The sequence below is a fragment of the Blastococcus sp. SYSU DS0619 genome, from assembly GCF_054051035.1.
On the sequence record NZ_JBJHAM010000031.1, the window covers coordinates 1 to 21515 of the forward strand.

At 76.1% G+C, this 21515-nt stretch carries 21 protein-coding genes; 15 read left to right on the top strand and 6 right to left on the bottom strand.

Annotated elements, in window-relative coordinates; all coding sequences use genetic code 11:
* Positions 1–21 precede the first annotated feature (21 nt).
* Together ACI79T_RS20240 and ACI79T_RS20245 are read right to left on the bottom strand one after the other, a co-directional pair.
* Entirely contained in the window at positions 22–837 is an 816-nt protein-coding gene (locus ACI79T_RS20240) for a PRC and DUF2382 domain-containing protein (RefSeq protein WP_456611887.1), read from the bottom strand.
* 87 nt (positions 838–924) lie between these two features.
* Positions 925–1890, bottom strand: coding sequence for an endonuclease/exonuclease/phosphatase family protein (locus ACI79T_RS20245; protein ID WP_456611888.1), 966 nt, complete (start codon positions 1888–1890; stop codon positions 925–927).
* Positions 1891–1953: 63 nt separating this feature from the next.
* On the opposite strand from ACI79T_RS20245, the gene ACI79T_RS20250 reads away from it, so the two are divergent.
* Together ACI79T_RS20250 and ACI79T_RS20255 are read left to right on the top strand one after the other, a co-directional pair.
* Positions 1954–2574 carry a CYTH domain-containing protein gene (locus ACI79T_RS20250; protein ID WP_456611889.1) on the top strand — a complete coding sequence of 207 codons (621 nt, stop codon included), beginning with the start codon at positions 1954–1956 and terminating at the stop codon, positions 2572–2574.
* A 132-nt stretch (positions 2575–2706) separates the two neighbouring features.
* Complete coding sequence (locus ACI79T_RS20255; RefSeq protein WP_456611890.1) at positions 2707–4083, top strand: metallophosphoesterase; 1377 nt, start codon at positions 2707–2709, stop codon at positions 4081–4083.
* Positions 4084–4087: 4 nt separating this feature from the next.
* On the opposite strand, the gene ACI79T_RS20260 is transcribed toward ACI79T_RS20255, so the two are convergent.
* Positions 4088–4660 carry a TetR/AcrR family transcriptional regulator gene (locus tag ACI79T_RS20260; protein WP_456611891.1) on the bottom strand — a complete coding sequence of 191 codons (573 nt, stop codon included), beginning with the start codon at positions 4658–4660 and terminating at the stop codon, positions 4088–4090.
* A gap of 151 nt (positions 4661–4811) precedes the next feature.
* On the opposite strand from ACI79T_RS20260, the gene ACI79T_RS20265 reads away from it, so the two are divergent.
* The 3 genes from ACI79T_RS20265 (at position 4812) to ACI79T_RS20275 (ending at position 6438) form a co-directional block, all read left to right on the top strand.
* Complete coding sequence (locus tag ACI79T_RS20265) at positions 4812–5552, top strand: GntR family transcriptional regulator (RefSeq protein ID WP_456611892.1); 741 nt, start codon at positions 4812–4814, stop codon at positions 5550–5552.
* A gap of 1 nt (position 5553) precedes the next feature.
* Positions 5554–6021 (top strand): SRPBCC family protein, encoded by a 468-nt coding sequence (locus ACI79T_RS20270; protein WP_456611893.1) that lies wholly within the window; start codon positions 5554–5556, stop codon positions 6019–6021.
* A 138-nt stretch (positions 6022–6159) separates the two neighbouring features.
* Positions 6160–6438 carry a GlsB/YeaQ/YmgE family stress response membrane protein gene (locus tag ACI79T_RS20275; RefSeq protein WP_456611894.1) on the top strand — a complete coding sequence of 93 codons (279 nt, stop codon included), beginning with the start codon at positions 6160–6162 and terminating at the stop codon, positions 6436–6438.
* A gap of 55 nt (positions 6439–6493) precedes the next feature.
* Here the strand turns inward: ACI79T_RS20275 and ACI79T_RS20280 are convergent, their stop codons facing one another.
* Entirely contained in the window at positions 6494–7132 is a 639-nt protein-coding gene (locus tag ACI79T_RS20280) for an MBL fold metallo-hydrolase (RefSeq protein ID WP_456611895.1), read from the bottom strand.
* Between the two features lie 99 nt (positions 7133–7231).
* Here ACI79T_RS20280 and ACI79T_RS20285 point away from each other — a divergent pair, with 99 nt between their 5' ends.
* Positions 7232–7468 (top strand): hypothetical protein, encoded by a 237-nt coding sequence (locus ACI79T_RS20285; RefSeq protein WP_456611896.1) that lies wholly within the window; start codon positions 7232–7234, stop codon positions 7466–7468.
* 66 nt (positions 7469–7534) lie between these two features.
* On the opposite strand, the gene ACI79T_RS20290 is transcribed toward ACI79T_RS20285, so the two are convergent.
* Positions 7535–8311 (bottom strand): enoyl-CoA hydratase-related protein, encoded by a 777-nt coding sequence (locus ACI79T_RS20290; protein ID WP_456611897.1) that lies wholly within the window; start codon positions 8309–8311, stop codon positions 7535–7537.
* Between the two features lie 469 nt (positions 8312–8780).
* On the opposite strand from ACI79T_RS20290, the gene ACI79T_RS20295 reads away from it, so the two are divergent.
* Complete coding sequence (locus ACI79T_RS20295) at positions 8781–10394, top strand: protein kinase domain-containing protein (RefSeq protein WP_456611898.1); 1614 nt, start codon at positions 8781–8783, stop codon at positions 10392–10394.
* A 29-nt stretch (positions 10395–10423) separates the two neighbouring features.
* Positions 10424–11938, top strand: coding sequence for a protein kinase domain-containing protein (locus ACI79T_RS20300; RefSeq protein WP_456611899.1), 1515 nt, complete (start codon positions 10424–10426; stop codon positions 11936–11938).
* A 4-nt stretch (positions 11939–11942) separates the two neighbouring features.
* Here ACI79T_RS20300 and ACI79T_RS20305 read toward each other — a convergent pair whose 3' ends face one another.
* Positions 11943–12680 carry a hypothetical protein gene (locus ACI79T_RS20305; protein ID WP_456611900.1) on the bottom strand — a complete coding sequence of 246 codons (738 nt, stop codon included), beginning with the start codon at positions 12678–12680 and terminating at the stop codon, positions 11943–11945.
* Between the two features lie 140 nt (positions 12681–12820).
* Here ACI79T_RS20305 and ACI79T_RS20310 point away from each other — a divergent pair, with 140 nt between their 5' ends.
* The 7 genes from ACI79T_RS20310 (at position 12821) to ACI79T_RS20340 (ending at position 21482) form a co-directional block, all read left to right on the top strand.
* Positions 12821–14104 carry a competence/damage-inducible protein A gene (locus ACI79T_RS20310; RefSeq protein WP_456611901.1) on the top strand — a complete coding sequence of 428 codons (1284 nt, stop codon included), beginning with the start codon at positions 12821–12823 and terminating at the stop codon, positions 14102–14104.
* A 42-nt stretch (positions 14105–14146) separates the two neighbouring features.
* Positions 14147–14536 (top strand): SRPBCC family protein, encoded by a 390-nt coding sequence (locus ACI79T_RS20315; protein WP_456611902.1) that lies wholly within the window; start codon positions 14147–14149, stop codon positions 14534–14536.
* A 71-nt stretch (positions 14537–14607) separates the two neighbouring features.
* On the top strand, positions 14608–16236 hold the full coding sequence (locus tag ACI79T_RS20320; RefSeq protein ID WP_456611903.1) for an acyl-CoA dehydrogenase family protein: 1629 nt from the start codon (positions 14608–14610) through the stop codon (positions 16234–16236).
* 119 nt (positions 16237–16355) lie between these two features.
* Complete coding sequence (locus ACI79T_RS20325; protein ID WP_456611904.1) at positions 16356–18470, top strand: putative bifunctional diguanylate cyclase/phosphodiesterase; 2115 nt, start codon at positions 16356–16358, stop codon at positions 18468–18470.
* A 113-nt stretch (positions 18471–18583) separates the two neighbouring features.
* Positions 18584–19282: an NYN domain-containing protein gene (locus ACI79T_RS20330; protein WP_456611905.1), complete on the top strand. Its 699-nt coding sequence runs from the start codon at positions 18584–18586 to the stop codon at positions 19280–19282.
* 111 nt (positions 19283–19393) lie between these two features.
* Entirely contained in the window at positions 19394–20677 is a 1284-nt protein-coding gene (locus ACI79T_RS20335) for a GGDEF domain-containing protein (protein ID WP_456611906.1), read from the top strand.
* Positions 20678–20843: 166 nt separating this feature from the next.
* Positions 20844–21482 (top strand): PilZ domain-containing protein, encoded by a 639-nt coding sequence (locus tag ACI79T_RS20340; protein WP_456611907.1) that lies wholly within the window; start codon positions 20844–20846, stop codon positions 21480–21482.
* Positions 21483–21515 lie beyond the last annotated feature (33 nt).

Genomic DNA, 21515 nt, shown 5'->3' on the forward strand with positions numbered 1-21515 from the left:
GCGGCTGACCGGGCCGGCCGGTCAGCCGCGCCGGTCGGTGCCGTCCTGGTCGACGACGACCTGCTCGCGCTGGACCTGCTCGGTGACCGTCTCCTGCCCCTCGACCAGCTCGGTGCGCAGCCGCACCCGCTCGGTGGGCACGACCTCGACGCTGAACACCGGCCGCTCGGTGTGCAGGATGATCTCGCCCGGCAGGTCCGAGCCGGCCGACGTGCCGGCCGGGACCAGCGACTCGCCGGAGTCTCCGTCGTCGGCGGAGTCCTCCGCACCCAGGGGGATCTCCTCGACGCGGATCTCCTCCCGGCGGATCGGCACGGTGATCTGCACGTCCTCGGTGACGACGTACTTCACCAGTCGCACCCGGCGCGTGGCCACCCGCTCGGTGCCGACCCGCAGCTGCTCCTCGCTGCGGGTCATGGCGCCCTCGGCCGCGGCGGTGCCGGTGCCCGTGTCGGCGGGCGGGGCCGGTGGGGCGTCGCCGGCCGGGGGGAGCGGGTCCGGGCTCCGGTGGCGCCCCTCGCCGCTGCCGGCGCCGACGCCGTAGTGACGGCGGAGCTCCTCCTCCTCACCCGGGTCGAGGTGGTTGCCCCCGACCGACGGAGCGCTCTTGACGGCGTCGGCGCTCACCGGCAGGTGCAGCCGCCCGTCGTCCCAGGCCGCCTGCCCCGCGGGCACGATCGAGTGCCGGGTGCCGAACAGCCCGGTGGTCACCGCCACCCAGGTCGGCTCACCTGTCCGGTCGTCGACGAAGAAGTGTTCGACGGTGCCCAGCTTGTCGCCACCATCGCCGTAGGCGGTGCTGCCGATCGCGGCGGCCACCTCGCGCTCGCTCAACATGGGTCGGCTCCCCTCCGTGCGGCGCTCGGGTCGCGCCACGTCCTCAGGGCTGCCCAGCGGAGGGCGTCGGTGAACATGGCGGCCGGGTCAGCCGCCCGGGAGCACCAGATCCACGACCAGCGACCGGTGGTCGCTGCCCCGCACCGGCACCGCCGCGCAGCCGGCGACCGCGAGGCGTGGATCGACCAGGACGTGGTCTAGGACCAGCCGCGGGAGCGGGAGCCGCAGCGGACGCCAGGTCCACGCCCGGCCCCGGCCCACCGCACGGGCGGCGTCCCGGTACCCCCGGCGCAGCACCGCCCGCAGCGCGGCGTGGTCCAGGGTGGCGTTGAAGTCCCCGGCCAGCACGCGCAGCGCCCCCGGATCGGGCGCCGGCAGCGCGGCGAGGTCCTCGGCCCAGCCGCGGACGGCAGCGGGGGAGGTCGACGGGGGCCGGGTGTGGACGGCGGTGATCTCCACGTCCGGCCCGGAGCCGGCGGAGACCCGGACGGTCGGCTGCTCGAAGCCGCCGGGCATCACCCCGTGGCCGGTGACCGGCCACCGGCTCCAGACGCCACCGGAGGCGGAGACGACGCTGCCCGGCCGGGCGGGGACGACGTGGGCGTGGGGGAGCGCCCGCTCCAGGCCGGCCGCGGTCAGGCGCCGGTGGGCGTCGGGGGTCAGCTCCTGCACCGCCAGGACGTCGACGTCGTGCTCGCGCACGAGTTCGACGACCGGCTCTGCGGGGACCAGACCCAGCCGCAGGCTGACGGTGGCGATCCGCAGCCGGGTGCCGGCCGGTGCGGGTCCGGCGGCCGGGCGGCCCCGGGCGGTCCGGACCGCCGTCCCGAGCGTCGCGCCGGCCGCGGCGGCCAGCAGCGCGCCGGTCAGCGAGCGGGCCCGCACGGCGGCGGCCAGCGGGAGGACGACGGTGGCGGCCGCGTACGGGGTGAAGGCCAGCGCCGGCACGAGGGGGAAGCCGCGTTCGGTCCCGGTGCCGCGCAGGGCGGCCGCGGCCGCCCACGGCAGCGCCGCCGCGACCGCCCACCGCTGATCGGGCCGTGTCGGGGGCATGCCGGTCACGGTAGCCAGCGGGCGGAGGAGCCGCCGACCGCCGGCTGCCCTACGGTCGGGTCCGTGGTCACCGAGCAGCTGGAGGTCGAGCGCAAGTTCGAGGTCGACGCGGCCTTCGTCCTGCCCCCGCTCGACGCGGTCCCCGGCGTCGCCGCCGCCGACGCACCCGTCACCCACCAGCTGGAGGCGGTCTACCACGACACCCCCGGGCTGCGGCTGGTCCGCGGCCGGGTCACCCTGCGCCGCCGCACCGGCGGGCCGGACGAGGGCTGGCACCTGAAGCTCCCCGCCGGCTCCGCCCGCCGGGAGCTGCACCTGCCGCTGGGCACCGGCACCGCCCCCGCCGAGCTGCTGGCGGCGGTCTCCGACCTGCTGGCCGGTGAGGTCCCGGTGCCGGTCGTGACCATGCGGACCCGACGGGTGGTGACCGTCCTCCGGGACGCCGCGGGCCGGGCGCTGGCCGAGGTCGCCGACGACACGGTGACGGCGACGGTGCGGCCCGCGGACCCGGGTGGCTCCCCGGAGGTGCGCTCCTGGCGGGAGGTCGAGGTGGAGCTGGTCGAGGGGGAGGAGCCCGTGCTGGCCGCGGTCGGCGAGGTGCTGGTCGCCGCGGGGGCCCGCCCGTCGCCGCGCGCCTCGAAGCTGGCGTTCGCGCTGTCGTCCAGGCTGGGCACCGCCGGCTGACCGCGACCGGGAACGCGGCGCAGCTCTCCGTCGTCTCTCCTCTGCACCGGCGCGCACCGCACCGGCGCCCACCCCGTCCACGCCCTCCGGAGGTCCGCCCTGTCCCTGATCGGTCTGCTGGGCTTCGGGACGGTGGTCCTGCTGGCCGTGGGGCTGCTGCACGGCTACCTGTGGCTGCGCCTGGTGCGCGGGACCACCCGGGCGGGCAGGCTGCGCCGCCGGCTGACCGCGCTCACCGCGGTCCTCGCGGTGCTGCCGATCCTGGCCGTCACGCTGCGCGGCACCCTCTCCCTGGACGCCCTCGCCCCGCTGAGCTGGGTCGGGTACAGCTGGCTCGGCATCGCGCTCTACGCCGTCCTCGCCCTGCTGCTGCTCGAGCCGGTCCGGCTGGTCGGCAACGCCCGGATCCGGCGTCGCGAACGGGTTCTCGTCCTGCCGAGTGAGGGCCGGAGGCCTTCGCGAGGGCAGGACTCAGCGGCTCCACCCGATGGGGGCGCGGCACCTGGCCGCGGTGCCGTCCGGGAGGACGGCGATGTCACGGCCCGCGGTGCCGTCCGGCAGGACGACGGTGACACGTCCCGCGGTGCCGTCCGGGAGGACGGCGGTGTCACGGCCGATGTCACGGCCGGTGTCCTGACCGAGGACCCCGCCGTCGACACCGGCCTCCCCCGGCGGCTCTTCCTGGCCCGGGGGCTGGCGGTGACCGCGGGGGCGGTCGCGCTCGGCACGGCCGGGGCGGGGGCGTACTTCGCCAACTCTGCGCCGGTGGTCCGCCGGGTCCCGGTGACGCTGCAGGGGCTGGACCCCGCGCTGGACGGGCTGCGCATCGTCACCTTCTCCGACGGGCACCTCTCGGCCACCTACGGCGGTCGGCGCTTCGAGCGGGTCGTCGAGATCGTCAACCAGCAGCGCCCCGACGTCGTGGCGATCGTCGGTGACCTGGTCGACGGCGACGTGGACGAACTCCGCGAGGACGTCGCGCCGCTGGCCGACCTGGTGAGCGAGCAGGGCGTCTACTTCGTCACCGGCAACCACGAGTACTTCGTCGACACCCGCGCCTGGATGAACCACCTCCCGACGCTGGGGGTGGACGTGCTCCGCAACGAGCGGGTGGCCATCCGCCGCGGCGGCGCCTCGTTCGACCTCGCCGGCATCGACGACCGGACGGCGGCGGCGTCGGGGCTGCCCGGCCACGGCGCCGACCTCGACGCGGCCCTGGACGGGCGGGACGACGCCACCCCGGTGGTCCTGCTGGCGCACCAGCCGGTGATGGTGGACCAGGCCGCCGCGGCCGGGGTGGACCTGCAGCTGTCCGGGCACACCCACGGCGGGCAGCTGTGGCCCTTCGACTACGCCGTGCGCCTGGACCAGCCGGCGGTGGAGGGCTTCTCCCGGCACGGGGACACCCAGCTGTACGTCACCTCGGGAGCCGGGTACTGGGGCCCGCCGATGCGGGTCGGGGCCCGGCCGGAGGTCACCGTGGTGGAGCTCCGGGCGCCGCGGGGCTGATCGGTCACGCCTGCTCGAGCGCGTCGAAGGCGGACTCGATGCACTGCTCGAGGGTGGCGTCGTCCGGGTTGTCGGCCCAGATCAGCAGCCCGGTCGTGTAGGCGGCGAGGTAGGCGCTGGCCACCACGAGGTCGGCCGGACGGGGATCGCCGCCCCCGGCGAGGGCCTTGGCGACCATCGTCGCGGTGATCCGGTCGAACTCGCCGGCGCGGTGCCGCAGCGTGGCGCTGCCGGCGATGATCTGCCAGCGGGCGTGCAGCTGTGCGCGGGTCTCGCCGTCGACACCGGCGAGCGAGTCGACGGCGGCCCGGCGGATGCGGGCCGCCAGGGGCAGCGCGGCCGGCTGGGCTGCGACGAGGGCGGCCACCTGCTCCGGCGCCATCAGCCGCATGACGACGTGCTCCTTGCTCGGGTAGTGCGCGTAGAAGGTCGGCACCGAGACCCCCGCCGCCGTGGCGATGCCGCTGACGCTCACCTGGTCGAAGCCGGCGTCCTCGAACAACCGCACCGCGGCCGCGGTGATCCGCTCGTGGGTGGCCTCCCACCTGCGCCTTCGCCAGTCCGGAGCATCGGTCACGCGGTGATCCTGGGCCCCCGGACCGGCTCCGTGCCACCTGCCGTCCCAGGTGTCATCTGTCCGTGATGTGCCGAGCGTCACGGACCCGGTCGGATGTGACGTCCCATACGACATGACGACCAGACGTCTCTACGGGCAGTACCTTTGTGCCGTGGCCAGCCCTGTGTACGGACCGAAGTACCTGTCGGTCCGGGAGCATCTCCGGCGCCGCGTGGCCGCGCTGCCGGAGATGACGCTCCTGCCGCCCGAGCCGGTGCTCTGCGCCGAGTACGGGGTCAGCCGCATCACGCTGCGGCGTGCCGTGGACGGCCTGGTCGCCGACGGCCACCTCGTCCGCGAGCAGGGCCGGGGAACCTATGTGACCCGCCCGGCCATCCGGCACGAGTACCGCGAGAGCTTCGTGCACCGCATCGCCGGGTTCAACTCGGTGATGACCGAGCAGGGTGCCCAGGTCGGCACCACGGTCCTCACCCAGCGGGTGGTCCCGGTGCCGGCCCCGGTGGCTCCCGAGCTGAAGCTGGACACCGCTGCCGACGTGGTGGAACTGGTCCGGCTGCGCAGCGTCGACGGCACGCCCAACCACGTGGCGCACAGCTTCCTCCCCGCCGACCTCTACCCGCGGGCCGCCGACGCGGACTTCGGCGAGGGGTCGCTCTACGAGTTCCTCCGCCGCGAGTACTCCGCCGACCTGGCCCACGCCCGGATCGTCGTCGACGTCGGGACCGCCGCACCCGAGGAGGCCGACCTGCTGCGCGTGGTGGCCGGCTCCCCGCTGCTGGTGGTGCGGACCACCGTCCGGGACAGCGACGGGCGGCCGCTGGTGCACAGCTTCTCCAGGCTGCGACCGGACGTCAGCCAGGTGGAGTTCGAGGTCTCCGTGGGCGGGCGCTGAGGTGACGACCGCGACCGGGGCCTGCGAGGTGCCCGAACCGCGCGCCGTCGTCTGGCGGGCGCTGGCGGTGCTCGAGCCCTACTGCGCCGTCTGCGACGTCTCCTACGTGCTCGGCGCCGCCGGGGCCCCGGGGGTCGGCACGACGTTCCTGTGCGCGCCCGGGCAGCTCGACGGCGCGAGCCCGGGGGCCGGTGCCCCCCGGGGGGAGATCCTGGAGTGGGACGAGCCCCGGCTGGTCGTCTCCCGGCTGGACCTGACGCCGGAGACCTGGACGACGCGGATCGAGCTGGCCGACACGGCTGCCGGCGGCACCCGTGTGTCGATCACCCTCACGCAGGAGCCGGTCGGTGGCAGCCGCGTGGTCCGCCGCCTGCAGCGCGGGGCCCTCCGGCGGCTGGTGCAGCAGACCGTCGAGGCGGAGCTGGCGAAGGTGCCCGCCCATGTGGCGCGCGCCACCAATACCCCCTGACCAGCAGTGATCGCCACCCCGATCGGGGGATCGACGCATCACTGTCATGGAGTCGGGTACTGCCTGTTGTCGTGCACCGGCGTGGTGCGCCCGGCCCCCTGCCGGTAGCGCAGCGCCGGTCGAACGAAGGAGAACCCTGTGCTTTTCGACATCCTCGGCCTCATCGTCATCGGCCTCGTCATCGGCGCGCTCGCCCGGCTGCTCCTGCCGGGCAAGCAGAACATCAGCATCGTCGCCACCCTGGTGCTGGGTGTCGTCGGCGCGATCATCGGTGGCCTCATCGCCAGCTTCTTCGGCACCGGCGACATCTTCGAGCTCAACATCCTCGGCTTCGTGCTGGCCGTCGTCGCAGCCCTCGTGCTGGTCGGTGGCTACGCGGGTACGGCGGGTCGCTCGAACCGCTCCGTCCGGCACTGATCCAGGTCCGGCACTGATCCAGGTCAGGCACTGATCCAGCCGGCCCCGGAGGGACTCACAGCTCGACCGTGTCCCCCGGGGCCAGCCGGCTGACGGGGGTCGGGGTCCCCGGACCCCGCTCCCCGAGCAGCCCGCCGACGACGCCCAGCCCGGTGTCGTTGAGCAGCCCGTCGTGCACGGAGAACGCCTGGTCGGCGTGGACGGCGCGCACGTAGTCGATGACCTCGGCCGTCCGGGACCACGGCGCGTGCAGCGGCAGCAGCAGCGTCGGGACCGGCGTCTCGGGCACCGTGAACGCGTCGCCCGGGTGGAAGACCTCACCGGCGACGAGGAAGCCCACGTTGGCCACCCGGGGGATGTCCGGGTGGATCTCCGCGTGCAGCTCCCCGTGCACCTGGATCTCGAACCCCGCGGCGGTGACCACGTCGCCGGCGCCGACCACGTGCACCCGGCTCCCGGCGCCCTCCAGTTGCGCCGCCACGGACCGGTTGGTCCACACCTCGAGACCGGGGTTCGCCTCCATCGCCGCGCGCAGCCGGTCGGGCACGAAGTGGTCGAAGTGCTCGTGCGTGACGAGCACCGCCGTCGCGCCGTCCAGCGCCACCGGATCGGTGAAGGCGCCCGGGTCGATGACCAGCCGCCGGTCCCCGTCGGCGAGAACCACGCAGGCGTGTCCGTGCTTGGTGAGCTCCATGCCGTCGATCCTGCACCGGCCCGGCGTCCCTCACCCCTCGGGGTGGGACGTGCACCCGGCCCCGTAACGCGGGGACCCGGCGCTGCCGACCTCCTCCGCATGATGGTCCAGACCGCCGTGTTCGCCGCCGCCCGCAGCCGCGCCCACGGGCCGACCGCCGCGCTGTGGCACGCGGTGGAGCTGCATCGGCCGGTGGCCGAGGTCGACGGGGCCTGCGAGCTGACCCTCTGCGGCACGCTGGCCCGGGTCACCCCCGAGCAGCCGTGGCCGCTCCGCGCCGCCGACGTCTGCGCCGCGTGCACCACCCTCGCGCCGCCGTCGTCGGCGACCCCCTGACGCCCTGCCGTCGGGTCGGACCCGCCCGCCCGACGGCAGGTGCACGCCTCCGGTCGACGGCCCCGCTCAGCGGCCGGTGAACCGCGGAGCCCGCTTCTCCAGGAAGGCCTCGACCGCCTCGCGGTGGTCGGCGGTCCGCCCGACCTCGGACTGCAGCCGCCCCTCGAGGGCGAGGGTCTCCTCCAGCGAGTCGGTGGCCGCGGTGGCCAGCACCGTCTTCACCGCGCGGTAGGCGGCCGTCGGGCCCGCGGCCAGCCGCGCCGCGAGCTCCTGCGCCTCGGGCAGCACCTGCTCGGGCGCCACGACGCGGTGCACCAGCCCCCACTCCGCGGCGGTCTCGGCGAGGAACGGCTCCGGCATCAGCAGCAGCTGTGCCGCGCGCGAGCCGCCCACGCTGTGCACCAGCCGCGCCGCCAGCGCCGAGTCGCTGGACAGCCCGATCCCGGTGAACGCCGTGGTGAACTTGGCCCCGGCGGCCGCCACCCGGAGGTCGCCGGCCAGGGCGATGCCCAGCCCGGCCCCCGCGCACGCGCCGTTGATCCCGACGACGACCGGGACCCGGAGGCCGGCCAGCGCCAGCACCAGCGGGTTGTACTCCCGCTCCACCACCGACAGCGGCGGCTCGCCCTCCCCCTGCAGCTTCTCCAGGTGCTCACCGAGGTCCTGGCCCACGCAGAAGGCCCGTCCCGTCCCGGTGAGCAGCACGGCCCGCACCGACCCGTCCGCCGCGACGTCCTCCAGCGCGGCGCGCAGGTCCTGGCGCAGCGCCGACGTCAGCCCGGCGCGCTGGAGGGTGAGGGTCGCGACGCCGCCGGCGTCCTCCCGGGTCACGGTGTCGGACATCGTCGCCCTGCCTTCCGGCTCGATCGGTGCGCCACGGGTGCGTGGCCGGTGCCGGTCACCTTGCCAGGCTGCACCGGGGCGTCGTCTGCCTCCTCGGTCCCGATCTCCGGCGCTCGCCGCTGCCGGGTCGACCCGGTCACGGCGAGGTGGAGCCGGCGGCGCACCCGGCTCCGCCCTGCCCGATCCGGGTCGACCCGGGTCGCGGCGATGACGGGGAGGCCGCGGAGGCCGGGGAGCGGTCGAGGAGTGAGCGTGGACGTGGCCCCGCGCCTACGCGGCGCAACCGGCACGCCGGGGGTGGCGGCCCCACGACGGGCCCGGTCCGGAGCACCCGTACCCGTCGGGGACGATGAGGCCGAACCGTGATGTGTAGCCCGGGCGCGGGCTGGACACCGGAAGACGTCGGGGTGCTGCGCGGTTCCCCGGACGGACAGGGCCCGGGGCACGGGCCGGACGAGGAGCGACCCCCGTGGTGGAACCAGGACGCAGGTGCCTGGGCAACCGCTACGAGCTGCACCAGCTGATCGCCGCCGGCGGCATGGGCCAGGTCTGGCGGGCGCTGGACACCGCGCTGGGCCGGCCGGTCGCCGTGAAGGTGCTGCGCAGCGAGTACACCGGCGACCCGACCTTCGTCGCCCGCTTCCGAGCCGAGGCCCAGCACGCCGCGTCGCTGGGCAACCCCAACATCGCGGCGGTCTTCGACTACGGCGAGGAGACCGCCCGGGACGGGTCGGGGGAGACGCTCGCCTACCTGGTGATGGAGCTGGTGGAGGGAGAGCCCCTGTCGGCCCTGCTCCGGCGGGAGGGCCCGCTCGGCCCGGAGACGACGCTGTCCCTGCTGCGCCAGACCGCCTCGGGGCTGGCGGAGGCGCACCGGCTCGGCATGGTGCACCGCGACGTCAAGCCCGGGAACATCCTGGTCCGCCCCGACGGCACCGTGAAGATCACCGACTTCGGCATCGCCTGGTCGGCGCGCAGCGTGGCGCTCACCCGCACCGGCCAGGTCATCGGCACACCCCAGTACCTCTCCCCCGAGCAGGCCGAGGGGCGGCACGCCACCCCCGCCAGCGACGTCTACGCGCTCGGGCTGATCGGCTACGAGTGCCTCACCGGGCATCCGGCGTTCGAGGGCGACAACGCGGTCACCATCGCGCTCAAGCAGGTGCGGCAGGACCCGGACCCGCTGCCGGGCGAGCTGCCCCCGGGCGTCCGGACGCTGATCAGCCGCGCCCTGGTCAAGAACCCCGACGCCCGCATCCCCGACGGCGCCAGCTTCGCCGCGGCCGTCGCCGACCTGCAGGCCGGTCGCCGACCCGATCTCGGGCCGGCCGGAGGGGACCGGCCGCGGCGGCGCCGGGCCGGTGGCTCCCGCCCGGGCGGGGCGCACCCGTCCGGGGCGCCGACCGAGCCCGGTGTCGCCCGTCCGCCGGTGGCCCGCCGACGCGGCCGGCTGACCGTGGTGCTCCTGCCGCTGCTGGGCCTGCTGGCCGGAGCGGGCATCACCGCGGCCGTGCTGCAGTCGCTCACCGGGGGGACGCCGCCCACGAGCCCGGTGGCGGCCGAGCAGCGCATCGCCGGCAGCCTCGTGCTCGCGGAGGACGACTACGTGGGCCGGCCCGTGGGCGAGGTCGCCGAGCGGCTCGCGGCGCTCGGGCTGACCGTCACCGTGCGCGCCGAGGTCCGCGACGACGTCGTCGCCGACCGGGTGACCGGGATCTCGCCCGCGGGCCTCCCGCTGCAGAACGGGGACCTGGTGGTGGTCCGCTACGCCGCGGCCGCGCCCCAGCAACGCGAGGCGCCACGCGGTCCGGTGGTGACCGGGGCGGCCGTCGACCGCCCGGCGCCCGTGAGCGCGCCGCGGACGACCGAGCCGGTGGCTCCCTCGACCAGCACCCCCGCGGCGACGACGACGCCTCCGCTCCCCGCGACGTCCACGAGTGCGCCCGAGGAGACGACGACCGAGCCGACCGGGACGACCCCGACGGGGACGACGTCGACCTCGCCGACCAGCTCGACCTCCACGGAGCCGTCGCCGTCGTCGACGCCACCGACGACGCCGCCGACCTCGTCGCCCGTTTCGTGACGGCGGGGCGCCGGCCGCCCTCGACGAGGTTGCTCGGTGGCCGCTACGAGCTGCTCTCGCTGCTCGCCACCGGCGGCATGGGCCAGGTCTGGCGGGCGCGGGACGTCGTCCTCCAGCGGCCGGTCGCGGCGAAGGTGCTGCGCAGCGAGTACACCGGCGACGCCACCTTCCTCGCCCGGTTCCGCGCGGAGGCCCAGCACACCGCCCTGCTGACCCACCGCAACATCGCGGCGCTCTTCGACTACGGCGAGGGCACCGCCGACGACGGCGAGCCGCTGGCCTACCTGGTGATGGAGCTGGTCGAGGGCGAGTCGCTCGCGCAGCTCCTGGCGCGGGAGGGGCGGCTGGACGTCGACCGCACCCTGGAGGTGCTCGGCCAGACGGCCGCCGGCCTGGCCGCCGCGCACGCCGCCGGGCTGGTGCACCGGGACGTCAAGCCGGGGAACGTGCTGGTGGCTCCCGACGGCACCGTGAAGATCACCGACTTCGGCATCGCCTGGTCGGCCGCCAGCGCGCCGCTGACCCAGACCGGGCAGGTGGTGGGCACCGCGCACTACCTCTCCCCGGAGCAGGCCGCCGGCGGGAAGGCGGGCCCCGCCAGCGACGTCTACGCGCTCGGCGCGATCGGCTACGAGTGCCTCACCGGGCACCGGGCCTTCGACGGGGAGAACTCGGTGCAGATCGCCCTGCGCCAGCTCCGGGAGATGCCCGCCCCGCTGCCGGCCGACGTCCCGGAGCAGGTCCGCACGCTCATCGACCGGGCGCTGCTCAAGGACCCGGCCGAGCGCTTCCCCGACGGCGCCGCCTTCCGCGACGCCGTCGACGACGTCCGCGCCGGACGGCCGCTGCCACCGGTCGCCCCGGGCGGCCGCACGCGGGCTCTCGACGTCACCGCGTTCTCGAGCCCCGCCCCCGCCGGTGCCACTGCCGACGCCACTGCTCCGGCACCGCGCCGACCCCGCCGGCGCCTCGTCGCCCCGCTCGCCGCCCTCCTGGTCGGCGCGGGGCTCGGCGTGGCCGCCCTGCAGGTGTGGGGCGACGCCCCGGTCGACCCGGGAACCGGCACCACCGAGGCCCCGGAGACCGTGGTGCTCGCCGCCCCCGACTACCTCGGGCGCCCGGTCGCCGACGTGGAGGCCGAGCTCGTCGCCGCCGGGCTGGGCGTGGACCTGGTCGGGGAGGAGAGCTCGGCGGTGCCCGCCGAGCACGTGCTCGACGTCGGGCCGGTGGGCACGCTGGCCCGCGGCTCGGTCGTCACCGTCACCTATGCGGTCGCGCCGCCCGCACCGGCCCCCGCCCCGGCGCCCGTGGCGCCCCAGCCGGTGGACTCCGCACCGGCGCCGCCCGACGACGGAGCGGCGGACGAGGGCGGTGACGCGGACGAGGGCGGTGACGAGGCGGAAGGCGACGACGACGCGCCCGGCAACTCCGGCGGGAACGGGAACGGGAACGGCAACGGGAACGGGAACGGCAACGCCGGCGTCAACGGGAACGGCAACGGAGCCGCCAACGGCCGCGGCGTCGGCCTGAGCAGGCGGGACTAGCGGCTCACTCCGCGGCGGACCGGTCGCCGCGGCCGCTGGCGAGCCACACCGCACCGCCGAGGGCGGCGAGGGCGGCGGTGTGCAGGAAGCCCCGGTCGCTGTCGGCGTTCGGCAGCACGACGAGCACCCAGAACACCGCGAGGCCGGCCAGGCCGCCGGCGGCGATCCGCCGGCCGGTGCGCCGGTCCAGCCGCCGGCCGACCGGCACCAGCCCGGCGAACGCGGCCAGCCCCAGGAGCACGCAGCCGGTGGCGAATGCCGACCACAGCGGCAGGGCCGACCAGAACGAGTCGGTGCCGAACTCCAGCGCCAGCCCGAGTTCGAGCAGCAGGAGGGAGAGCGCCACCAGCCCCGCGCCGGCGAGCGCGGTGCGGTCCCGAGGGGCGCGCGGCTCCTTCGGGCGGGCGGCCTCGTCCCCGGTCTCGCCGTCCTCGAGGATCTCGGGCCACGAGGACGTGGTCGGCTGCGCCGACGCGGGAGTGGCCCCGGCGCCCGGCGGGCCGGGGACGAACTGGACCGGGCCGGTGGGCTGCGGCGCCGTCGCGGGGTCCGGCTGGGGCGCTGCGGCGGCCGACGGTGCCGATGCGCCGGAGGGAGACGAGTGCGCGGGTGCGGAGGGGGGCGGGAGCTGCTGGATCGTCGTCCTGGCCGCGGCGGGGGCGGCCACGGGGATCTCCGCCGTGTCGGGCTGCGCGAAGCCGGGACCCGGGGTGGGGGTCTGCGGGTCGGACGGCGTGGTCACGGTGCCTCCTCGGGACGGCTCCGACAGGAACCGGTCGGTGCGGTGCCCCCGCACGCTATCGGCGCCGGCCGCGCGGCGTCCGCATGCCACCCGGGACCGCGCCGGTCGTCTGCCCGGGGCGGCACGCCTAGGGTCGGGTCGTGGTCACCCGAGCCGGAATCGTCGTCACCGGGACCGAGGTCCTCACCGGTCGGGTCGCCGACCGGAACGGCCCCTGGCTGGCCGAGCAGCTGCGGCGGGCCGGCGTCGACGTCGGCCACGTCGTGGTGGTCGGGGACCGGCCCGAGGACCTCCTGGCCGCCCTGGCGTTCCTGGTCGGCACCGGTGCCGACCTCGTCATCACCACCGGCGGTCTCGGCCCCACCGCCGACGACCTGACCGCGCAGGTGGTCGGCGAGTTCCAGGGCCGCCCCTCGGCGGTCGACCCCGGGCTGGAGGAGCGGGTCGGGCGGATCGTGGAGCGGCTGATGGCGCGCCGTGGCTGGCGGTCCGATCCGGCGGCGACCGCGGCCGGCGTCCGCAAGCAGGCCCTGGTCCCCGAGGGCGCCACGGTCCTCGAACCGGTGGGCACCGCGCCGGGTCTGGTGGTGCCGCCCGCGGCGGGCCGTACCGGCCCGCCGGTGCTGGTGCTCCCCGGGCCGCCCGGGGAGCTCCGGGGCATGTGGCCGGCGGCGGTCGCCGCGGAGCCGATCCGGACGGCGTTGTCCGGCGCCACGGAGCTCCGGCAGGAGACGGTCCGGCTGTGGGGCACCCTCGAGGCGCAGCTGGCCGCCACCCTCCGCGAGGTCGAACCGGAGCTCGCCGGCCTGGAGATCACCACGTGCCTGCGCGAGGGGGAGCTGGAGATCGTCACGCGCTTCCCCACCGCCGCCCAGCCGGTCTACGACCGGTTCGCCGCCGTGCTCGGCGAGCGGTACGCCGGCACGCTCTTCTCCACCGGCCCCACCCTCGACGAGCTGGTCGCGGCGGCGCTGACCGAGCGGGGGCTGACGGTGGCCACCGCCGAGTCCTGCACCGGTGGTCTGCTCGCGGCGCGGCTGACCGAACGACCCGGCGCCTCGGCCGCCGTGCTCGGCGGCGTGGTGGCCTACGCCGACGACGCCAAGCAGCAGCTGCTCGGCGTCCCCGACGCAGTGCTCGCAGAGCACGGCGCGGTGAGCCCCCCGGTGGCCCGCGCCCTCGCGGAGGGGGTGCGGTCGCGGTTCGGCGCCGACATCGGCGTCGGCATCACCGGGATCGCCGGCCCCGGCGGCGGGACGGCGGAGAAGCCGGTGGGCACGGTGCACCTGTGCGTGCTCGCGCCCGACGCCGAGCGGACGCGGTCGCTCGCGCTGCCCGGTTCCCGGGCGGCGATCCGGGACCGGTCCGTCACGATGGCGATGCACCTGCTCCGCGAGCTGCTGCTGGGTGGCCCGCCCGCCTGACCCCGAGGTGTCCGCCGCGCCCGTCGCGGGCACCTCCTCGCCGTGACGACGCTGACCGTGCACGCGACCGGACCCGCTCCGCCCGACGAGGTCTGGGAGCGCTACGCCGTCCCCGCCCGCTGGCCGGAGTGGTCGCCGCAGATCACCGGTGTGGAGCTGCCGGTCGACCGGCTGGTCGCCGGGGTCTCGGGCCGGGTGCGTGGCCCGCTGGGACTGGCGCTGCCCGTCACCGTCGAGCACGTCGACGAGTCCGCCCGCCGGTGGTCGTGGCACGTGGCGGTCGGCCCGCTGCGCCTGTCGCTGCTGCACTGGGTGTCCGACGGGCCGCACGGCGGGACGACCACCGGCCTGCGGCTCTCCGGGCCCGCGCCGGTCGTGCTGGCCTACGCCCCGCCGGCGCGTCTCGCCCTGGGCCGCCTCGTGCGCCGCTGAGCCCGCCCCGGCGCCGGCCCGCCGGGGAACGGCGGACCCGCCATGCGCCGGCGCCGGATTACCGTGCGGGCATGACCGCCACCCACGAGGTCACCAACCAGGTCCCGCCGCTGGTGGGGCACGACCCGATCGCCGGGGACGCCGCCCTCGCCGAGGCCTGCGTCCGGCACGCCGACGAGGCCACGTTGCGGTCACTCGGCGACCTCGGGGAGATCGCGGGCAGCGAGCAGGCCCAGGAGTGGGGCCGGCTGGCGAACGAGAACCCACCGAGACTGCGCACCCACGACCGGTACGGCCACCGGGTGGACGAGGTGGAGTTCCACCCGGCCTGGCACGAGCTGATGCGCACGGCCGTGGAGCACGGCCTCGGGGGTGCCCCGTGGGCGGACTCCGCGGCCGGCGACCCGCACGCCCACGTGCGCCGCGCGGTGGGCTACGTCGGCTGGACGCAGGTGGAGATGGGCCACGGCTGCCCGACCACCATGACCTACGCCGTCGTCCCGGCGCTCCGCCGCGCCCCGGAGCTCGCCGCCCGCTACGCACCCGGCCTCACCGCGCGCGCCTACGAGTTCGGCCTGGCCCCGCCCACGGCCAAGCGCGGCCTGGTCGCCGGCATGGGGATGACCGAGAAGCAGGGCGGCTCCGACGTCCGGGCCAACACCACCCGCGCCGTCCCCCAGGCCGACGGGACCTACCTGCTGACCGGGCACAAGTGGTTCACGTCGGCGCCGATGAGCGACCTCTTCCTCGTGCTCGCCCAGCTCGACGAGGGGGTGTCGTGCTTCCTCGTCCCGCGGGTGCTGCCCGACGGCACGCGCAACGTGTTCCACGTGCAACGTCTGAAGGACAAGCTCGGCGACCGGTCGAACGCCTCGAGCGAGGTGGAGTTCGACGGCACGACGGGCTGGCTGGTGGGTGAACCCGGACGCGGGGTGCCGGCCATCATCGAGATGGTCAACATGACCCGTCTGGACTGCGTCCTCGGCTCGGCCGCGACGGTCCGGGCGGCGCTGACCCAGGCGATCCACCACGCCCGGCACCGCCGGGCCTTCGGTGCCCTGCTGGCCGACCAGCCGCTCATGCAGAACGTGCTGGCCGACCTCGCCGTGGAGAGCGAGGCCGCCACCGCGCTCGGCATCCGGCTGGCCGCGGCGGTGGACGGCGGGGAGGCGGCCTTCCTGCGGCTGGCGGGGGCGGCGGCCAAGTACTGGGTCTGCAAGCGCACGCCCGGCGTCGTGGCCGAGGCCCTGGAGGTGCTCGGCGGCAACGGCTACGTCGAGGAGTCGGGGCTGCCGCGGCTCTACCGGCAGGCGCCGCTGAACTCCATCTGGGAGGGCTCGGGCAACGTCATCGCGCTCGACGTGCTGCGCGCGCTGGAGCGCTCGTCGGAGTCACTGGCCGCCGTCACGGCCGAGATCGAGCTCGCGCGCGGCGCCGACCGGCGGTTCGACGACGCCGTCACGCGGCTGTCGGCCGAGCTCGGCGACCGGGACGGGCTGCCGTTCCGCGCCCGGCGCGTCGCCGGTCTGCTCGCGCTGTGCCTGCAGGGCTCGCTGCTGCTGCGGCACTCCCCGGCGGCCGTGGCCGACGCCTTCTGCGCCTCTCGCCTGGGCGGGGACGCCGGGACCGTCCTCGGCACCCTGCCGACGCGGACCGCTGCCGCCGAGATAGTGCAGCGGTCTGGCATCGTCCCGCGCTGAGGTGGCCTCCGGGCTATTACTCTCGGGGACGGCTCACGTGCTGCCCGTTTCCATCGCGAGCAGTCGTGTCGAGCTCCGTGCGAGCGGACGCAGACCACCACCGGACGAGAGCGGGCAGCGTGCTACCAGGTGACGACCGGCACCGCGAGGGCCGGCCCGACCCGTTGAGCGGCGTGCCCGATGCGGTCTACCGCCTGGACGCGCAGGGGCGCTTCGTCTATCTCAACGCCGCCGCCGAACGCCTCCTGGGGCAGCGCGCCGGCGAGCTGCTCGGCCGCGACGCCCGCGAGGTGTTCCCGGGGCTGCGCGACTCGGTGGCCGAGGAGCAGTACCGCCAGGTGCTCGGCGACGGCCGCTCGCGGGAGTTCCACTTCTTCTACGAGCCGACCTCGCGCTGGTACGAGGTGCGGGTCTTCTCCGACCGCGCGGGCGCGGCGGTGCTCTTCCGCGACATCGACACCCGCCGGCGCAGCGACGAGGAGCGCGACGCCCAGCTGCGCGAGCTCTCCGCCGTGCTCGAGGCGCTGCCCTCGCCCACCGTCCTCATCGGCCCGGACGGGCGGATCCTCTCGGCGAACGGGGCCTGGAGCCGCAACGGCCGGCGGCTGCTGCCGGACGCGGCCTGGCCCGGGCGGGTGGGCGAGGACTACCTGACGAGCATGACGCACAGCCTGGACCGCGCCGCGTACGCCGACCTCGCCGCGGGCCTCCGATCGCTGATCAGCGACGCCGCGAGCTCCGACGGCCGCTCGTTCCACCTCGACTACTCGTCGCCGACGCGGGAGGGGGTGCTCTGGTTCCACCTGCAGGCCACCCGGGTGGACGCCGAGGGCCGCGTGGTCATCACCCACACCGAGACCACCGACCAGGTGCGGGCGCGCGACGAGCTGGTCTGGAAGATCCGGCACGACGACCTCACCGGGCTGCCCAACCGGGCCCGCCTGCTGGAGCTCACCACCGAGGCGCTGGCGGCCGACCACCGCGCCGGTGTCGCGCTGCTGGTCCTGGACCTCGACGCGTTCAAGACGGTCAACGACTCGCTGGGGCACGAGATCGGTGACGAGCTGCTGCGTCTGGTGGCCGGTCGGCTCTCCGAGCAGCTCCGCCCCGGTGACGCCGTGGCGCGCCTGGGGGCCGATCAGTTCGTGGTGCTCGCCCACGGCTGCGACGCGTCCGAGGCCGCGGCGCTGGCCTTCCGGCTGCAGACGGCCTTCACCCGCCCCTTCGCGGTCGGGGAGATCACCGTGCCGCTGAGCGCCAGCATCGGTGTCGCGGTGGCGCGGCCCGACGTCCGGGACGCCCACCACCTGCTCAGCGACGCCGATTCGGCGATGTTCGCGGCGAAGAGCTCCGGCCGGGACCGCGTGCACCTGTTCTCCCCAGCCCTGCGGGAGGCCGCCCGGTGGCGGCTGGAGGTCGCGACCCGGCTGCGCGGGGACGCCATCGACCAGCTCGTCGTGCACTACCAGCCGGTGGTGCGCCTCGACACCGGCGAGATCGAGGGTGTGGAGGCGCTGGTGCGCTGGCAGCACCCGGAGCGCGGCCTGCTCTCCCCGGACACCTTCCTGTCGGTGGCGGAGGAGACCGGCCAGATCATCCCGATCACCCGCTGGCTGCTGCGCGAGACCACCCGCAAGGCGGCCGAGTGGGCCGCCCAGGGGCTGGACCTGCGGATGTCGGTGAACGTCAGCGCCCGGCACTTCTCCGCCGAGACGCTGGTCCGGGACGTGCGGGTGGCCCTGCAGCAGTCCGGCCTGCCGGCGGATCAGCTGGTCCTCGAGCTCACCGAGACCAGCGTCGCGGAGGACCCGACCCGGGCCGAGGACCAGCTCTCGGTGCTGCGCGGGTTCGGCGTGCGGGTGGCCATCGACGACTTCGGGACCGGGTGGTCCTCGCTGGCCCAGTTGTTCTCCCTGCCGATCGGCACCCTCAAGATCGACCGCTCGCTGCTCGCCGCGGCCGAGCGGGTGGTCGCCGGCGACACCGGTGCGGTGCTCGCGGCGATCGTCGGGCTCACCCGGACCCTCGGCATCCGCTCGGTCGCCGAGGGGATCGAGACCCCGGAGCACCTCCGGATGGTCCGCGAGGCCGGCTGCGACCTCGCCCAGGGCTGGCTGCTGGGCCATCCCATGCCCGCCGAACGGCTGCCGGACTGGGTCCGCGAGGTGCGGCTGGCCGGCGGGGACGTCTGCGCCATCGCGACGGCCGGCCACGCCGTTCCCGCTCCCGGGTGATCCTCCGCCGTCCCGGGCGGCGCGCGACCGCGCCCGCGGGTCCGCCGCGCCCCGCCGCGCCCGCTCCGTCGCCCGCGGGGACACCGGGCACCGGCGACGGGCAGACTGTCCCCGTGCTGGACACTTCCGAGGCCGCGGCCGGGATCGGCGAGGAGCCGGCGCGGGCCGCCGACGACGGCCGGCGCCCCCCGCTGGACCTGCTGATCTGGGACGCCCCCAACATCGACATGACCCTGTCGACGGTGATCGGGGCCCGGCCGACGGCGGCCTCGCGACCGCGGTTCGACGCGATCGCGGCGTGGTTCGTCGAGGGGGCGGGGGACCCGGCGGCACCGGACTCGTCCGACGTCGAGGCCTGCGTCTTCGCCAACATCCCCCCGCAGCCGGGATCGCTGCAGCGCTGGGTGGAGGCGCTGCGGGGCTTCGGCTACTCGGTGTTCGCCCGGCCGAAGTCGCAGCCCGACGACGACATCGACCAGGACATGCTCGACCACATCGCCGTCCGGCAGCACAGCCACCGGCTGCGGCGGCTGGTGGTCTTCTCCGGCGACGGCCGCAACTTCGCCGAGCCGCTGGAGGAGCTCGTCCGGCAGGGCACCCAGGTCGTCGTGGTCGCCTTCAGCGAGGTGGCCGGGTACGCGATCGGCTCGGACCTGCTGGAGTTCATCGACATCGAGGACGTCCCCGGCGCCTTCACCGAGCCCCTGGACCGGGTCCGTCTCGACGCCCTGCCGCCGGACGGCGCGTGGCTGCGGCCGACCCGCAGCCTGCGCGACTTCGTCGCCGGCTTCGCGGCCCGCCGCAACAGCTGAACGGGCGGGTGACCTGGGCGGATGCCGTCGAGGTCACCCGCCCGGGTGACATCGACCGGGATCGCTCAGGGAGCCCCCCGATCTGCCGATTGCAGAACCGTGCCGTCTCATGTGCTCGAGCGCCTGGTGGCGATGTTGCGCCGGGGCGACGTGCTGCCCGCGGCGCCGTCCCCGGTGCCCGGCGGGGTGCCGTCGAGCCGGCGGGAGGCCCGGCGGGCGCGCGGGGCGGCGGTCGCCGAGCTGACCCAGGCCATCCCTGGACTCCCCGAGGAGCTGGCCGAGCGGGCCCGCACGGCCGGGTTGCTGGTCGGCTGGGTCGCCGTCCTCGCCGTTCCGGTGTGGTCGCTGGTCGACCTGGTGACCGAGGCCGGGAACGCCGGCACCTTCCTCGCCGTGCGCCTGCTGTGCGAGGTCCCGATGCTGCTGGCCCTGCTCGCGCTCTGGCGCCTGCCGCTGGGCCGTCGCCGGCCGGAGCTGTTCACCTTCCTGCTCCTGGCCGTGGTGCAGGCGGAGGTCGCCTGGATCGTGACGCGGTCGGCCGATCCGCAGTACCACCTGCTCGGCTTCACGCTCGCCATCTACGGCAGTGGCTGCGTGCTCGTCGCCCGGCCGCGCTGGACCGTGGCGCTGGTCGCCGTCTCCTGGGCCGCCCTGGGGCTCTGGTCGCTGACCCCCGGGGCCGGGCTGTCCGCCGCGGACCTGCTGGCGGTGAGCGTCTACCTGGCCACCGCGTCGCTGATCGCCGTGCTCGCCCACCTGCGCCGGCACGCGCTCACCACCCGTGAGCTGCTGACCCGGGCCCGGCTGGAGCGCGAGCAGCAGCGGACCGGCGTGCTGCTCGCCCAGCTGGAACGGCTCAGCCACGAGGACCCGCTCACCGGGCTGGCCAACCGCCGCCGGTGGGACGCCGAGCTCTCCGCGCTGTGCACCCGGGCCCGGCAGCGCGGCGAGATCCTGAGCGTGGTGCTGGTCGACCTCGATCACTTCAAGGACGTCAACGACCGGCACGGGCACGGCGGAGGGGACGACGCGCTGCGCGCCGTCGCCGGCCTGCTGTCCGCCCGCGTGCGGGGTGGCGACCTCGTGGCCCGCCTCGGTGGCGACGAGCTCGCCGTCCTGCTGCCCGGTGCCGACGGGGTACGGGCCGCCGAGCTGGCCGAGCAGCTGCGCCGCGAGGCCCGCCTCCTGCAGCCGCCGGGCTTTGCGCCCGGCGAGCTCAGCCTGTCGCTCGGGGTGGCCGCCGCCGGCGGCGCGGGCACCTACCCGCTGGAGCTGATGTCCCGGGCCGACCAGCAGCTCTACCGGGCCAAGACCACCCGGAACGCCGTCGGGGCCGCGGAACCGGCCGTCGACGCTCCCGAGAGCGGCGGTGGCGTGCCGGAGCCGGCCCGGTGACCGGGACCCGTCCGTCCCCCGCCCTGCCGGTGCGGGCAGGCGGCGTGTCGCTCCGGCGCGTCGCCGGGTGGGGGCACCGGCAGCCGTCCCGCGCCGGGTTACCGTTCCCGCGCGCGTCGGCGGAGCACCAGGGCGCCGACGCGAGCACCGAATCGGAAGAGGATCCATGACCACCGTTCCCGGCGTCGACCACCCGGCCGAGCAGAGCGAGGCCGAGGTGCGGCTGGCCGGCACCAACGTCGCCGTCAGCTCGCGGGTGGAGGTGGTCCACGCCGGGGTGATCTCCGTGCGTCCCTCCGCCGGCGAGTTCGTCGCGGAGACGGTCGTGCAGCCCGGCGACGCCGTCGAGGTGTTCTGGCGCACCACGGAGGGGCAGCGTGCGCTGCCGGCCGAGGTGCTCGAGGTCGAGCAGGGTGCGGTCGTGCGCTGGCGGCTCACCGTCACCGGTCCGGCCGAGCACAGCCAGCGCCGGTCGGCGGTCCGCGGCCGCGTGGTCGTGCCCGTGGAGGCGGGCATCGGCAGCGTGGAGCTCAAGGGCGAGACGCTGGACGTCAGCGAGGCCGGCCTGCGGGTGCAGTTCGAGGGCTTCGGCATCGCGCCGGAGGCCGGGACCAGGCTGGCGCTGACCGTCCGCTTCGAGGACGGACCGCTCCTGGTCACCGGCGAGGTGATCCGCCTGCAGGCCCGCGCCGCCCGCTGGGTGATGAGCATCCGGTTCGTCGACATCCCGGAGAAGGAGCAGGACCGGGTCCGGCGGCGGGTGTTCCAGGCGCTCCGCGAGGAGCGCGCGCGGCTCGCGGAGTGACCGCGGCCGGAACCGGCGGGTAGCGGGCGGCGT